This is a genomic window from Pseudomonas sp. 21 (assembly GCF_000955805.1).
In the GTDB taxonomy this organism is placed as follows: Bacteria; Pseudomonadota; Gammaproteobacteria; order Pseudomonadales; family Pseudomonadaceae; genus Pseudomonas.
In genome coordinates this window covers 619,633-634,924 of record NZ_JYOA01000007.1, presented here as the reverse complement: position 1 = coordinate 634,924, position 15,292 = coordinate 619,633, and the positions used below count along the sequence as shown (strand labels likewise).

The 15,292-nt window shown below is 59.1% G+C and carries 10 protein-coding genes and 1 pseudogene; 6 read left to right on the top strand and 5 right to left on the bottom strand.

What is annotated here, in order from left to right; all coding sequences use genetic code 11:
* Positions 1–2 precede the first annotated feature (2 nt).
* From yidD to rpmH, 3 genes are read right to left on the bottom strand one after another with little or no spacing between them, the layout of a single operon-like run.
* A complete protein-coding gene (yidD, locus tag UB43_RS29220) occupies positions 3–251 on the bottom strand; it encodes a membrane protein insertion efficiency factor YidD (RefSeq protein ID WP_015479779.1) in 249 nt (82 codons plus the stop codon).
* On the bottom strand, positions 244–651 hold the full coding sequence (rnpA, locus tag UB43_RS18450) for a ribonuclease P protein component (RefSeq protein WP_045213756.1): 408 nt from the start codon (positions 649–651) through the stop codon (positions 244–246). The genes yidD and rnpA overlap by 8 nt, the downstream gene beginning before the upstream one ends.
* Before the next feature lie 14 nt (positions 652–665).
* A complete protein-coding gene (rpmH, locus tag UB43_RS18445; RefSeq protein ID WP_003100258.1) occupies positions 666–800 on the bottom strand; it encodes a 50S ribosomal protein L34 in 135 nt (44 codons plus the stop codon).
* 520 nt (positions 801–1,320) lie between these two features.
* Here rpmH and dnaA point away from each other — a divergent pair.
* The 6 genes and pseudogenes from dnaA to UB43_RS18415 all read left to right on the top strand — a co-directional run bounded on the left by dnaA (position 1,321) and on the right by UB43_RS18415 (position 13,693).
* Positions 1,321–2,850 carry a chromosomal replication initiator protein DnaA gene (gene dnaA, locus UB43_RS18440; RefSeq protein WP_045213753.1) on the top strand — a complete coding sequence of 510 codons (1,530 nt, stop codon included), beginning with the start codon at positions 1,321–1,323 and terminating at the stop codon, positions 2,848–2,850.
* A 29-nt stretch (positions 2,851–2,879) separates the two neighbouring features.
* On the top strand, positions 2,880–3,986 hold the full coding sequence (gene dnaN / locus UB43_RS18435) for a DNA polymerase III subunit beta (protein WP_017518853.1): 1,107 nt from the start codon (positions 2,880–2,882) through the stop codon (positions 3,984–3,986).
* 9 nt (positions 3,987–3,995) lie between these two features.
* Positions 3,996–5,098: pseudogene (gene recF, locus UB43_RS18430) on the top strand (DNA replication/repair protein RecF).
* Positions 5,099–5,101: 3 nt separating this feature from the next.
* Entirely contained in the window at positions 5,102–7,519 is a 2,418-nt protein-coding gene (gyrB, locus tag UB43_RS18425; protein WP_045213748.1) for a DNA topoisomerase (ATP-hydrolyzing) subunit B, read from the top strand.
* A 197-nt stretch (positions 7,520–7,716) separates the two neighbouring features.
* Positions 7,717–12,600, top strand: coding sequence for a type ISP restriction/modification enzyme (locus UB43_RS18420; protein ID WP_045213746.1), 4,884 nt, complete (start codon positions 7,717–7,719; stop codon positions 12,598–12,600).
* 34 nt (positions 12,601–12,634) lie between these two features.
* Positions 12,635–13,693 (top strand): DUF262 domain-containing protein, encoded by a 1,059-nt coding sequence (locus UB43_RS18415; RefSeq protein WP_256205174.1) that lies wholly within the window; start codon positions 12,635–12,637, stop codon positions 13,691–13,693.
* Between the two features lie 138 nt (positions 13,694–13,831).
* Here UB43_RS18415 and UB43_RS18410 read toward each other — a convergent pair whose 3' ends face one another.
* Positions 13,832–14,062: a hypothetical protein gene (locus tag UB43_RS18410; RefSeq protein ID WP_045213743.1), complete on the bottom strand. Its 231-nt coding sequence runs from the start codon at positions 14,060–14,062 to the stop codon at positions 13,832–13,834.
* A 164-nt stretch (positions 14,063–14,226) separates the two neighbouring features.
* A complete protein-coding gene (locus UB43_RS18405) occupies positions 14,227–15,237 on the bottom strand; it encodes a J domain-containing protein (RefSeq protein WP_045213740.1) in 1,011 nt (336 codons plus the stop codon).
* Positions 15,238–15,292 lie beyond the last annotated feature (55 nt).

The following is a 15,292-nucleotide window of genomic DNA, read 5'->3' as shown; positions in this document are numbered from 1 at the left end:
GGTTACTCGGCCGTCGAGGAAGGGGCGGGCTTGGAAGGATCTGGCGGTACCGGATCGTAGCCACCGGGATGCCAGGGGTGGCAGCGGCCTAGGCGACGAGCGGCCAGCCAGCCACCACGCAGGAAACCATGGGTTTCAATGGCTTCTTGCGCGTAGCAGGAACAGCTGGGGTAGAAACGACAGTGCCTGCCCATCATGGGACTGATGGCGTAGCGGTAAAACTGGATCAGTAACAGCGCCAGTCTACGCATGGGAACTGTCGGCCACTCCCGGAGAATCTGTCGAAGGTTCCGGGCTGGGCCGGTTGCGCAACAGGCGCTTCCAGAGCTTGCCGAACTGCTGGTGCAGCTCTTCATTCTCCAGATCGCCTAGGCCTTTGCGAGCGATCACCACGATATCCAGGCCGGCCAGCTTCTGCTGGTGATGGCGGAAGGATTCACGGAGAAGGCGTTTGAGGCGGTTGCGCTCGACGGCGAGCTTGACGTTCTTCTTGCCGATCACCAGGCCCAGGCGGGGGTGATCGAGACCGTTTTCGCGCGCCAGCAGCAGGATGTGCTTGCCGGGAACCTTGGAGGTGGGGGAGTCGAAGACTGCTGTGAATTGCCGGGCTGTCAGAAGACGTTTATCCCGGCTGAAATCTCGACTCACCACCTGTGTCAGACAAATCAGACGGTCAGACGCTTACGGCCCTTGGCGCGACGACGCGACAGAACCTGACGACCGTTCTTGGTGGCCATGCGAGCGCGGAAGCCGTGCACGCGAGCGCGCTTGAGGGTGCTGGGTTGGAAAGTACGTTTCATGATTCGGTACCTGGGTTTGACGACATGAGGTCGCAGTGACCCCGTTTAAAGAGACCGGCGATTCTAGTGAAATCGCACGGTCAGGTCAATTTCCAACCAGACCCGGATACAAAATCTATAGAAAGGAAGGAAATCTCTTTTTTAAAGATTGAAGCGATGATTATGTTTATGCAGGCCTTTGCCTGTGCATAAGTCGCCAGGGCCCCTTGAATAAGCGGCCTGAGGGAAATGATAACCCTGTCGGGAAGTCGTGGGCCGCCTGTGCAGGGGCGGTTGGAAAGCTGGGTATGGAAAGCGGATTTTTCCACAGGGATTTTTTCCACAGAACGATCACCAGGGTCTTCCCCTGCCCCATCAAGCTGTTATCCACAAGGTTCAAGGCGTTATTACCCGACCGCCGGTAAAATCATTAACACCTTGATTTTGCTTGCATCCCGGCGCGCTTAACTGTGGATAAGTTGGTCCGGCGGGGATACAATGGCGACCTGTTTCGCTTTGCGACTTCTTTTGGGGGATATCCGTGTCCGTGGAACTTTGGCAGCAGTGCGTGGAGCTTCTACGCGACGAGCTGCCGTCCCAGCAATTCAACACCTGGATCCGACCTCTGCAGGTCGAGGCCGAGGGTGAGGAGCTGCGCGTCTACGCACCCAACCGCTTCGTACTCGACTGGGTCAACGAGAAGTACATGGGGCGCCTGCTCGAATTGTTGAGCGAGCGTGGCAATGGCCAGATTCCGGCTATTTCGCTGCTGATTGGCAGCCGCCGTAGCCGTACTCCGCGCCCTGCCCTGGTTCCGACGCCGCAGGTAAATGTTCAGCCGGCTCCCGTTGCCGCTGCGCCTGCGCCAGTGGTTGCCCCTGCGCCGGTGGCGCTCTCCCTACCCGAGCCGCAGCCAGTCCAGGCCGCGCCGGTGCAGACCATCGTCGATCTCGACGAGTCCAGCCCGGGGATCGATCCGATGGCTGCCGCCATGCCGGCCGCGGCTGTGCGTACCGAACGCAACGTGCAGGTAGAAGGTGCGCTCAAGCACACCAGCTATCTCAACCGCACCTTCACCTTCGAGAACTTCGTCGAAGGTAAATCCAACCAGTTGGCCCGCGCGGCTGCCTGGCAGGTGGCGGACAACCTCAAGCACGGCTACAACCCGCTCTTCCTTTATGGTGGCGTCGGCCTGGGCAAGACCCACCTGATGCATGCTGTGGGTAACCACCTGCTGAAGAAGAACCCCAATGCGAAGGTCGTGTACCTGCATTCGGAGCGTTTCGTCGCGGACATGGTGAAAGCGTTGCAGCTGAACGCCATCAACGAGTTCAAGCGCTTCTACCGTTCGGTGGATGCGCTGCTGATCGACGACATCCAGTTCTTCGCCCGCAAGGAGCGTTCCCAGGAAGAGTTCTTCCACACCTTCAACGCCCTGCTCGAAGGCGGCCAGCAGGTCATCCTGACCAGCGACCGCTACCCGAAGGAAATCGAAGGCCTGGAAGAGCGTCTGAAGTCTCGCTTCGGCTGGGGCCTGACGGTGGCCGTGGAGCCTCCCGAGCTGGAAACCCGTGTGGCGATCCTGATGAAGAAGGCCGAGCAGGCCAAGGTCGAACTGCCGCACGATGCCGCGTTCTTCATCGCCCAGCGCATCCGTTCCAACGTGCGCGAGCTGGAAGGTGCGCTCAAGCGCGTGATTGCCCATTCCCACTTCATGGGCCGGCCGATCACCATCGAGCTGATCCGCGAGTCGCTGAAGGACCTGCTGGCCCTGCAGGACAAGCTGGTCAGCATCGACAACATCCAGCGCACCGTCGCCGAGTATTACAAGATCAAGATCGCCGACCTGCTGTCCAAGCGCCGTTCGCGCTCGGTGGCGCGTCCGCGCCAGGTTGCCATGGCACTGTCCAAGGAACTGACCAACCACAGCCTGCCGGAGATCGGCGTGGCCTTCGGCGGTCGGGATCACACCACGGTGCTGCACGCCTGTCGTAAGATCGCTCAACTCAAGGAATCCGACGCGGATATCCGCGAGGACTACAAGAACCTGCTGCGTACTCTGACCACCTGACGCAGCCTCACGAGGCAAGGGACTAGACCATGCATTTCACTATTCAACGCGAAGCTCTGTTGAAACCCCTGCAGCTGGTCGCTGGCGTCGTCGAGCGCCGCCAGACGCTGCCGGTTCTTTCCAACGTCCTGCTGGTCGTCGAAGGTCAGCAACTGTCGCTTACCGGTACCGACCTCGAAGTCGAACTGGTTGGCCGTGTCACGCTGGAAGACGCCGCTGAGCCGGGCGAAATCACCGTGCCGGCGCGCAAGCTGATGGACATCTGCAAGAGCCTGCCCAGCGATGCCGTTATCGATATCCGCGTCGACGAGCAGAAGCTCCTGGTGAAAGCCGGCCGTAGCCGCTTCACCCTCTCCACACTGCCCGCCAATGATTTCCCCACGGTGGAAGAAGGCCCGGGCTCGCTGACCTTCAGCCTGGTCCAGAGCAAGCTGCGTCGCCTGATCGATCGCACCAGCTTTGCCATGGCGCAGCAGGATGTTCGTTACTACCTGAACGGCATGCTGCTGGAAGTGGGCGGCGGTACCCTGCGTGCCGTGGCCACCGACGGCCACCGCCTGGCCATGTGCTCGCTGAGCAACGGTGTGCCGGAAGCACAGGATCGCCACCAGGTGATCGTGCCGCGCAAAGGCATCCTTGAACTGGCTCGCCTGCTCACCGAGCAGGACGGCGAAGTGTCCATCGTCCTTGGGCAGCACCACATCCGTGCGACCACTGGCGAGTTCACCTTCACCTCCAAGCTGGTGGACGGCAAGTTCCCGGATTACGAGCGCGTGCTGCCCAAGGGCGGTGACAAGCTGGTGCTGGGTGATCGCCAGGTGCTGCGCGAAGCCTTCAGCCGCACCGCGATCCTGTCCAACGAAAAGTACCGCGGTATCCGTCTGCAACTCTCCAACGGCCTCCTGAAAATCCAGGCGAACAACCCGGAACAGGAAGAGGCGGAAGAAGAAGTGCAGGTCGACTACAACGGCGGCAGCCTGGAAATCGGCTTCAACGTCAGCTATCTGCTGGACGTCCTGGGCGTGATGGGTACCGAGCAGGTACGCATGATCCTCTCTGACTCCAACAGCAGTGCGCTGCTGCAGGAAGCGGACAACGACGATTCTGCCTACGTCGTCATGCCGATGCGCCTCTGACGCGTATCGATGTCCCTTACCCGCCTTTCGGTCACCGCGGTGCGTAACCTGCACCCGGTGACCTTCTCCCCCTCCCCCCGCATCAACATCCTCTACGGCGAAAACGGCAGCGGCAAGACCAGCGTGCTGGAAGCCATCCATCTGCTCGGCCTCGCTCGTTCGTTCCGCAGCATGCGCCTTCAACCTGTCATCCAGTACGAAGAACCGGCTTGCACCGTCTTTGGACAGGTGCGTCTGGGTAATGGCTTCGATAGCAGCCTGGGTGTTTCGCGGGATCGCCAGGGCGAGTTCCAGATTCGTATCGATGGGCAAAATGCACGCAGTGCTGCCCAGCTTGCCGAGACCTTGCCGCTGCAGTTGATCAACCCTGACAGCTTTCGTCTGCTGGAAGGTGCGCCGAAGATTCGCCGGCAGTTCCTCGACTGGGGAGTGTTCCACGTGGAACAGCGCTTCATGGTCGCCTGGCAAAGACTGCAGAAGGCCCTGCGGCAGCGGAACTCGTGGCTCCGGCATGGTAGACTGGACGGTGCTTCGCAAGCTGCGTGGGACCGGGAATTATGCTCGGCGAGCGACGAAATCGATGCGTATCGCCGGTCCTATATCCAGGCGTTGAAACCCCAGTTCGAGCGCACTCTGGCCGAGCTCATCCAGCTCGATGACCTGACGCTCAGCTATTACCGGGGCTGGGACAAGGAACGCGAATTGAGCGAGGTGCTGTCGTCCAGCCTGCTGCGTGATCAGCAGATGGGCCACACCCAGGCGGGGCCCCAACGGGCGGACCTGCGAATTCGTCTGGGAGGACACAATGCCGCGGAGATTCTATCCCGTGGCCAACAGAAATTGGTGGTCTGCGCGTTGCGGATCGCCCAGGGGCATTTGATCAACCAGGCGAAACGCGGGCAATGCGTCTACCTGGTGGATGACCTCCCCTCCGAATTGGATGAGAAGCATCGGTTGTCTTTGTGCCGGCTTCTCGAAGATCTGGGTTGCCAGGTATTCATCACCTGCGTCGACCCGCACTTATTGAAAGACGGCTGGCAAACGGAAACGCCGGTGTCGATGTTCCACGTGGAACATGGGCGCGTCTCTCAGGACACTACCATCGGGAGTGAAGAATGAGCGAGAACACCTACGACTCTTCCAGTATCAAGGTACTGAAGGGGCTGGACGCCGTACGTAAGCGTCCGGGCATGTACATCGGTGATACCGACGACGGCACTGGCCTGCACCACATGGTCTTCGAGGTCGTGGACAACTCGATCGACGAAGCGCTGGCGGGCTATTGCAGCGAGATCAGCATCACCATTCACACCGATGAATCCATCACCGTGCGCGACAACGGTCGCGGCATTCCGGTGGATATCCACAAGGAAGAAGGGGTCTCCGCGGCCGAGGTCATCATGACCGTCCTTCACGCCGGCGGTAAGTTCGACGACAACAGCTACAAGGTCTCCGGCGGCCTGCACGGCGTGGGTGTGTCGGTGGTGAACGCCCTCTCCCACGAACTGCGGCTGACCATTCGCCGAGAGGGCAAAGTCTGGGAACAGGTCTACCACCACGGCGTCCCGCAGTTCCCGCTGCGCCCGGTCGGCGATACCGAGGGTTCGGGTACCGAGGTGCACTTCAAGCCGTCCCCGGATACCTTCCATAACATCCACTTCAGCTGGGACATCCTGGCCAAGCGGATCCGCGAGCTGTCCTTCCTGAACTCCGGCGTCGGCATCGTCTTGCGTGACGAGCGTGCCGGCAAGGAAGAGCTGTTCAAGTACGAGGGTGGCCTGCGCGCTTTCGTCGAGTACCTGAACACCAACAAGACTGCGGTGAACCAGGTCTTCCACTTCAACTGCCAGCGTGAGGAAGACGGCGTCGGCGTGGAAGTCGCCCTGCAGTGGAACGACAGCTTCAACGAGAACATCCTCTGCTTCACCAACAACATTCCCCAGCGTGACGGTGGTACCCACCTGGCGGGCTTCCGCTCTGCCCTCACCCGTCACCTGAACAACTACATCGAACAGGAAGGCCTGGCGAAGAAGTTCAAGATCGCCACCACCGGCGACGACGCCCGTGAAGGTCTGACCGCGATCATTTCGGTCAAGGTGCCGGATCCGAAGTTCAGCTCGCAGACCAAGGACAAGCTGGTTTCCTCGGAGGTGAAGACCGCCGTAGAGCAGGAGATGGGCAAGTACTTCGCCGACTTCCTGCTGGAGAACCCGAACGAAGCCAAGGCCGTTGTCGGCAAGATGATCGACGCCGCTCGTGCCCGTGAGGCCGCGCGCAAGGCCCGTGAGATGACCCGCCGCAAGGGCGCGCTGGACATCGCCGGCCTGCCGGGCAAGCTCGCCGACTGCCAGGAGAAGGACCCCGCCCTCTCCGAACTGTACATCGTGGAAGGTGACTCCGCGGGCGGTTCTGCGAAGCAGGGCCGTAACCGCAAGACCCAGGCGATCCTGCCGCTCAAGGGCAAGATCCTCAACGTCGAAAAAGCTCGCTTCGACAAGATGCTGTCCTCCCAGGAGGTCGGCACGCTGATCACCGCGCTGGGCTGCGGTATCGGTCGCGAGGAGTACAACATCGACAAGCTGCGTTACCACAACATCATCATCATGACCGATGCTGACGTCGACGGTTCGCACATCCGTACCCTGCTGCTGACCTTCTTCTTCCGTCAGCTGCCGGAGCTGGTCGAGCGCGGCTACATCTATATCGCCCAGCCGCCGCTGTACAAGGTGAAGCGCGGCAAGCAGGAGCAGTACATCAAGGACGACGTGGCCATGGAGGAATACATGACCCAGTCGGCCCTCGAGGAAGCCAGCGTGCACGTCAACGAAAGCGCTCCGGGCCTGTCCGGCGAAGCGCTGGAGAAGCTGGTCAACGAGTACCGCGGCGTCATGCGTACCCTCTCCCGACTGTCCCGTCTGTACCCGCAGGACCTGACCGAGCACTTCATCTACCTGCCGCGCATCGAAGCCGACAAGCTGGGCGACGAGGCCACCATGCAGTCCTGGATCGAACAGTTCCAGGCGCGCCTGAAGGCTGTCGAGAAGTCCGGCCTGACCTACAAGGTCAGCCTGCGCGAAGACCGCGAGCGCCACCTGTGGCTGCCGGAGGTCGAGATGGTTGCCCACGGCCTGTCGAACTACGTCACCTTCAACCGCGACTTCTTCGCCAGCAATGATTACCGCGCGGTAACCGAACTGGGCAGCAAGCTGAACAGCCTGCTGGAAGACGGCGCCTATGTGCAGAAGGGCGAGCGCAAGAAGAACGTCAGCAGCTTCAAGGAAGCCCTGGACTGGCTGATGACCGAAGGCACCAAGCGCCACAGCATCCAGCGATACAAAGGTCTGGGCGAGATGAACCCGGATCAGCTGTGGGAAACCACCATGGACCCCAACGTGCGCCGCATGCTGAAGGTAACCATCGAGGACGCCATCGCTGCCGACCAGCTGTTCAACACTCTGATGGGCGATGCCGTGGAGCCGCGCCGCGACTTCATCGAAAGCAACGCCCTGGCGGTGTCCAACCTCGACGTCTGACGTTGTAGGTGGGCAAAGTTATTTGCCCATTCGGTCAAAGTTAAGTGGTTCGACCAAAGTTAATGGCTACAGACAAACCCCAGTAGATCTCGTATCTCCTGGGGTTTTCTTTTGGCTGCTCAGAAAGACGCCTATTGATAGACTGGAAGAATTTAGCGCCCGAGATATGCGCTAGCAGTAATCAAAAGGAGTTCTTTATGTCCGCCCTCTCCTCCTTGCTCGATATATATCGCGCCGCTTCAGTTTCGGAGCGTGAAAAAGGCACTTACTTTGAAGAGCTGATCTGCGCTTACCTGCGTAACGAAGCCACCTACCGCGACCTGTACGATAAGGTATGGATGTACGCCGATTGGGCCAAGGAGCACGTGTTAGACGGTCGCGATACCGGAATCGACTTGGTGGCTCGCACCCAAGGCACAGGCGAGTTCCACGCCATCCAGTGCAAGCTCTACGCAGAGGACTACCGCGTACAGAAAAAGGACATCGATAGCTTCTTCACCGCCTCGGGCAAGGCGCCGTTCTCGCATCGCATCATCGTTGCCACCACCAACAACTGGAGCGAACACGCCGAAGACGCTTTGCAGGGCCAGCAGCTTTCGATCAACAAGATCGACCTGCAAGCCCTGGAAGAAAGCCAGATCGACTGGGCTAAATACCAGCCCAATCAGGCCGTTGCTTTCAAGGCCCGTAAGCAGCTGCGAGATCACCAGAAAACCGCGCTGAATGCTGTTGCAGCTGGCCTCAAAGACGCCGAGCGCGGCAAGCTAATCATGGCCTGCGGCACCGGCAAGACCTTCACCAGCCTGAAGATTGCCGAGCAGCAGGCTGGCAAGGGCAAGCGTGTGTTGTTCCTGGTGCCCAGCTTGTCGCTGCTTTCGCAGACCCTCACCGAATGGACGCAGGAAAGTGAAACCCCGCTCCACAACTTTGCCGTATGCTCCGACAGCGACGTAGGTAAGAAGCGCAAGGCCGATGAGGACACCCCCCAGGTCTTTGCACACGAACTGCGTTACCCGGCCACGACCAAGGCAGATCGCCTTGCAGCGGAAATGCTCAAGCGCCACGATGCCGAGCACATGAGTGTGGTGTTCTCCACTTACCATTCCATCGATGTGATCAGCCGCGCCCAGCACGAACATGGCCTGCCAGCTTTTGATCTGATCATCTGTGACGAAGCCCACCGCACCACCGGCGCCACCTTTGACGACGACGACGAAAGTGCCTTCGTGCGCGTTCATGACTCCGATTACATTCGTGCTATCAAGCGCCTGTACATGACCGCCACACCGCGTATCTACGGTGACAGCGCCAAGGTTAAGGCCGAGTCCGGCGAAGTCACCCTCTGTTCGATGGATGATGTGGCGCTGTACGGCAAAGAACTTTTCGTCATCAATTTCTCCGAGGCCGTCCAGCGGGGCCTGCTTACCGATTACAAGGTGTTGGTACTCACCGTCGAAGAGAGCGCCATCAGTCGCCGCCTCCAAGACTTGCTGAAGGACGAAAACAACCAACTTAAGGTGGACGACGCTGCCAAGATCGTCGGCTGCTGGAAGGCGCTAGCCAAGCAGGGGCTGGCCGAGCAACTGGTGGGCGATGATCAGCCCATGAAGCGTGCCGTCGCCTTCTGCCAGGTGATCTCGCCGAACTACAAGGGAACCAAGCACAAAGTCAGCTCCATCAACATTGCCAGCATGTTCAAGTCGGTGGTGGAGGCTTATCAGGAGTCCGTAGAAATCGAAGAGGCCTCGCGCATTATCTGCGAAGCCGAACACGTCGATGGCGGCATGAATGCCAGCCAGAAAGAAGCCAAGCTTAACTGGCTTAAGGAAGAGCCCCCAGCCAACACCTGCCGAATTCTCAGTAATGTGCGCTGCCTTTCTGAGGGTGTAGACGTGCCGGCGCTGGATGCCGTCCTCTTCCTCACCCCGCGCAACTCCCAGGTGGACGTCGTGCAATCGGTGGGTCGGGTAATGCGCAATGCACCGGGCAAGAAGCGCGGCTATGTCGTGCTGCCAGTAGTTATTCCTGCGGGCATGGAGCCTCACGACGCGCTTAACGACAACCAGACATACAAGGTGGTTTGGCAGGTACTCCAGGCACTTCGTTCGCATGACGACAGCTTTGACGCCATGGTCAATAAGCTCGATCTCATCGGATCAGACCCGCGCAAGATGGAAGTCATCGCCATCACCGACAAGGCCGAGAAGAAGACGAGGAAAGCCAACGGTACGAGCAACGGCAAGGCCGGTAAAGGCCAGTACGGTATTGGCGAGAAGCGTCCGAATTACGATGTCGAAGGCCAGATGACGCAGCAGGCCGAGCTGACATATGAAGTGGGTGAAATCGAGAAGGCCATCTACGCCAAGATCGTCGAGAAGTGTGGCAACCGCCACCACTGGGAAGACTGGGCGAACGACATTGCCAAGATCGCTCGCACCCATATCGACCGCATCCACGGCATTCTCGAAAACCCGACCAACATCGCCGAGCGTGAAGCCTTCAACGCTTTTGCAGTCGAACTGCGCGACGACCTTAACGACAGCATCAGCGATGGCGAGATCGTCGAAATGCTCGCCCAGCATCTAGTAACCAAGCCAGTGTTTGATGCGCTGTTCGATGAGTACAGCTTCGCCAGTCACAACCCGATGTCTAAGGCTATGCAAGGCGTGCTGGACGCGCTGCACGAGCATCACCTGGGCAAGGAAGCGGACACCTTAGAGAAGTTCTACGCTAGCGTGCGGCAACGCGCTGCCGGCATCAACAATGCTCAGGGTAAGCAGAAGATCATTGTCGAGCTTTACGACAAGTTCTTCCGCAACGCCTTCCCCAAGATGACCGAGCGCTTAGGGATTGTGTACACCCCCGTTGAGGTTGTGGACTTCATCCTTCATAGCGTCAATCACCTGTTGCAACAGGAGTTCGGCCAGACACTGGGCAGCAAGGGCGTTCATATCATCGACCCGTTCACCGGCACTGGCACCTTTATCACGCGCCTGATTCAGTCTGGCCTGATCAAGCCGGAAGAGTTGCCGCACAAGTACAGGCATGAAATCCATGCTAATGAGCTGGTGCTGCTGGCCTACTACATTGCCGCGATCAATATCGAAGCGGCCTACCACGGCGAAGTGATCGACGAGTACACCCCGTTTGAAGGTATCTGCCTGACCGACACCTTCCAGATGTATGAGAAGGACGACTTGGTAGATGCGCTGCTAGAGGACAACAGTGCCCGGCGCAAGCGTCAGAAGGATTTGGATATTCGGGTGATTGTGGGGAATCCCCCGTATTCGGTGGGTCAAAACGATGCCAACGCCAACAATGGCAACGTGCCGTATCCGGCGTTGGATAGCCGAATAGAGGCGACTTATGCCGCTAGGTCTGAATCAACCAATCTACGCAATCTATACGACAGTTACATCCGCGCCATTCGCTGGGCCAGTGATCGTATTGGCGATGCTGGGGTTATCGGTTTTGTCACCAACGCGGGTTTTGTGGAGGCCAATACCGCAGATGGCTTGCGCAAGTGCTTGGTCGATGAGTTTTCCAGCCTCTATGTGTTCCATTTGCGCGGCAATCAGCGCACCAGTGGTGAAACGTCGCGCAAAGAAGGTGGCAAGATATTTGGCAGTGGCAGTCGCTCTCCCATTGCCATCTCGTTATTGGTCAAGAATCCCAGTGCTCAGGCTCATGGCCAGATTTACTTCCATGACGTTGGCGACTATCTCAGTCGAGAGGAGAAACTGGAGAAGATTGCGGGTTTTGCCAGCGTGGCTGGTATCGACCAGTGGCAGCAGATTACCCCAGATGAGCACGGGGATTGGCTCAAACAGCGCGATGATAGCTTCGGCCAATTCATTGTGATGGGTGACAAGAAGGGGGATTCGGAAAAGTTGTTCGAAAACTTCTCACAGGGAGTTACGACTGCTCGTGATGCGTGGGCCTACAATGCAAGCCATAACAAGCTTAAGGCAAACATGAGCAGCATGATCGCCTTCTACAACGATGAATTAGAGCGCTTTACTGCTTTGAACCCAGAGTTGGACAAAAAGGGCCGTGAGGCGGTGTTGGAAACTGTTATCGACACCAATCCGCAGCGAATCAGCTGGACTCGAGCACTGAAGCAAAGTCTTGCAAAGGGGCGCACGTTTCCTTTCAGAGCTGACTGTATTGTGCCAAGCCTATATCGCCCTTTCACAAAGCAGTGGCTCTACTTCAACAGGGACTTCAACGAGTACGTCTATCAACTCCCAAGGCTGTTTCCCACAGCAGAAGCACGAAACATCGCAATTCTTATCAAGCAGCGGCCAGCGTTTGAAGGTCAACTGGCGCTAGTAATTGACCGGCCCGTTGAGTTCCAAACAGATGGTGGGACTCAATGCTTTCCCCTATATCTCTACGACGAAGCCGCCCAGGCATCCAAAGACGACCTATTTGCCGCGCCAGTTGACGGTGGATTGCGCCGCCGGGATGCCATCACAGCCGCTGGCCTGGCTCATTTTCAGAGTGCGTACCCCGGCGAGCTGATAAGTAAGGAAGACCTGTTCTATTACGTTTACGGAATCCTCCATTCGCCCGACTACCGCGAGCGCTTTGCCGACAATCTGAACAAAGAGCTGCCGCGCATCCCGGCTGTTAAGAAGGTCGCAGACTTCTGGGCCTTCAGCAAAGCGGGCCGTGGCTTGGCTGATCTCCACCTGAACTACGAAACCGTCGAGCCCTACCCCCTGACCATCGAGGCAAAGGGCACGCTCAGCGACGCCGACTACCGCGTGGAGAAGATGAAGTTCGCCAAGAAGGGCGACAAAACCACCGTCATCTACAACCACCGCATCACCCTCAAGGGCATCCCCGAGGCTGCCTGGGATTACGTCGTCAACGGTAAGGCCGCGCTGGACTGGGTGATGGAGCGCCAGGCCGTGCGTACAGATAAAGCCAGCGGTATTGTCAACGACGCCAACGACTGGGCCACCGAAACTATGGGCAACCCCAAATACCCGCTTGAGCTGTTCCAACGCGTGGTAACGGTAAGTTTAGAGACCCAGAAGATCGTCAATGCGCTACCTGTACTCGACATTGGCTAAACACTGACACGAGTTATCAGAAAGGGAATTCGGAATGCAACCCAGCAAGGCTACGGTCACGAGTCTATTCAGCACCCCGCACCAGTATCAGATTCCGATCTTTCAACGGGGCTATGTGTGGACGCTGGAAAAGCAGGTCGGCCCACTGTGGGCTGACATTCAAGACCGAGCGGACGCTGTGCTGGAGCAACAGACACTGGCATCAACAGGAACCACTGCGGCATTGAAGCCCATACAGAAGCACTTTCTGGGCTCCATTGTGATGACGCCCGTGCCGAACAGTTTCGGAAGAGTACCTGCCTTTGAAGTAATCGATGGCCAGCAGCGCTCCACTACGTTGCAGTTGCTGTTGCTTGCATTTCGCCAGGCAGCGCGTGAGCTAATAGACAGCCCCATACCGCAAATGCTTGACGCACTGCTACGGAACCCTGGCCCTTACCAGCGCGAAGAAGACCATTACAAGGTCTGGCCCACTCAGGCAGGTCAGGATGAGATGCGCCGCCTGAGCAATTCTGGTATGGCCATCCAAGACATATGTGTCGTGTATCCGGCACGTGATGGCCGCACAAGGTTTGAGCGGCCCTTGATGGTGCAGACTTACCTGTACCTCTATCACGCCTGCCTTGCCTACATGAGGGGTGTAGATCTCTCCGATGTTGTAGATCCCGCTGCTGACCCTACGTTCGGGGACACACTGATCGCGGATATCCGCCGCCATAACGATGTGCCATCGCTGCAAGCCCATAAGCAGCTAGAGCCTGAGCGAGCTCAGGCGCTGTACATGGCATTGGCCGATCACGTGCAGATCATGACTCTGACGCTGGAAGCCGAAGACGATCCTCAAGTTATCTTCGAAACGCTCAACGCCCGAGGCGAACCACTGCTAGCGTCCGACCTGGTACGTAATTTCGTGTTCCTCGAGGCGGCTCGCCGAGGGCAACCAGTACAGCAATTGTATGTGCGTTACTGGAGTCCATTCGACCTTATCGTGACCACCGGTAAGAGTGTTTCGGCTAACTCCTACTGGAGGGAGAAGGAACGCCAGGGGCGTCTCACCTATTACGAGCTCACCTCGGGGTTGATGACGATGTGAATTGCCGGCACGTCTTCGAATTTGGCTCGACCCGAATTCCGCGCTTTTCCGACAATGCCTTTCGACGCATGCGTGAGGCGTTGGAGAACCTCGACATTGAGGAACTTTGGCGGGCGCGTCCGCGCTAGACGGTGGAGTTCAAAGCTCCACCGTCAGCGCCTTGATCCCCACGCCCTCGCAAAAGCGCCCCACCGCCGCCAGCGAACGCCACAGCCTCACCGGTTCACGCCGCGAGCGCACCGGCAGCCATCGCACGCCGAGGCGCAGCTCCAGGCGCCAGCCCGCCCCGTCGCGCAGCACGCGAAATTCCCGCGCCGCCCCGGTCTCGACCAATGCCTGCAACGTTTCCTGCTCGATGGCTCTTTTCATGGCGCCCTCGGCTCTTGCGTCAAACCAGTACCCAGGGTTCTGGTATAGCGCAGAGGGAGATGTCGATCACCGCCACTGGCTGAGTGGCTGCCAGCACCTAGCCAGGCGAGGGGCCTGATTAACCATAACGTCCTATTACGCGCAGTCCACTGCTCTGCAGTGCGCTAGAAGTCGGCCTCGCTGAGGCTTTCGACGCGCATGTTGCCGTGCAGCACCTTGTACAGGGTCAGGCTGATGTCGCTGTATTGATAGCCGGTGGCGGTGCTGAACTGCTCGACCTGCAGCAGACTGGAGCGGAAGTTACAGCCGCTGGCGATGTCCTTGTACTTCACGTAGTACGTCCCCGGGCTGATCTGGCGCAGGGTGAACTTCTGCCCGGCGGGCACGAAGGCATGCCGCTCCAGGGTGCCGCTGCGTGGGGTGGCGGGGCCCAGTTTGATATACAGCGCGCTGTTGCCCTGGGAGTTGTCGATGCTGATTTGCGAGTAACCGGCGTTGTAGGGGATGCCAAACCCGCGCACGTAGCCCGCCGTGCGCGGCCAGGCACGACCCTTGGGATCCTGTGGCATGGGCTGACAGCGCGGTACAGGGGGCGCGGCCGGTGCCGTACGGCTGGCGGCGGGGGTTGCGGCCGGCAACAACGGACTGCTGGGCGTCGCCGATGCCGTTGTGCGCGCAGGGGCAGACGGCGGTACGTAGGCACTGTGGCGTTGACCGTACGAGTCCAGGTAGGACAGCCCGAGCACCAGGGCGAAGCCTAGCGCGCCGATCCAGCGGGCAGTGCGGAACAGATTGCCGAGCAGTGCGCCCCAGGCGAGCGGAGGCGCGCTTTGACGCTGCTGCGGTGGGGGTGGCGGGGGCGTTTTCGGCGGCGGAGGCGGTGGTGGCTGCGTGTGGGCGCGGCCGGCCTGGCGCTGGAACTGTTCGAACTGTGCCCGTTGAAAGGCCTGCTCTTGCTGCGCGATCCACTCATCGTGCGAGCGCCGGCGCTGTGGGTCGGAAAGCACCTCGTACGCCTGATTGATCATGGCCATGATCCGCGCGGCCTGCGGATCACCCGGATTCTTATCCGGGTGATACTTCTGTGTCAGGCTCTTATACGCGGCGCGGATGACTTCGGCCGAGGCCGTGCGCGCCACCATCAGGTTGTCGTAGTGCGTACGCGGTTTCTGCATGTCCCTTGCCTTGAAGCGCCGCAATCGGCGCCCGGTGCATCCTGGGCGAACTCGC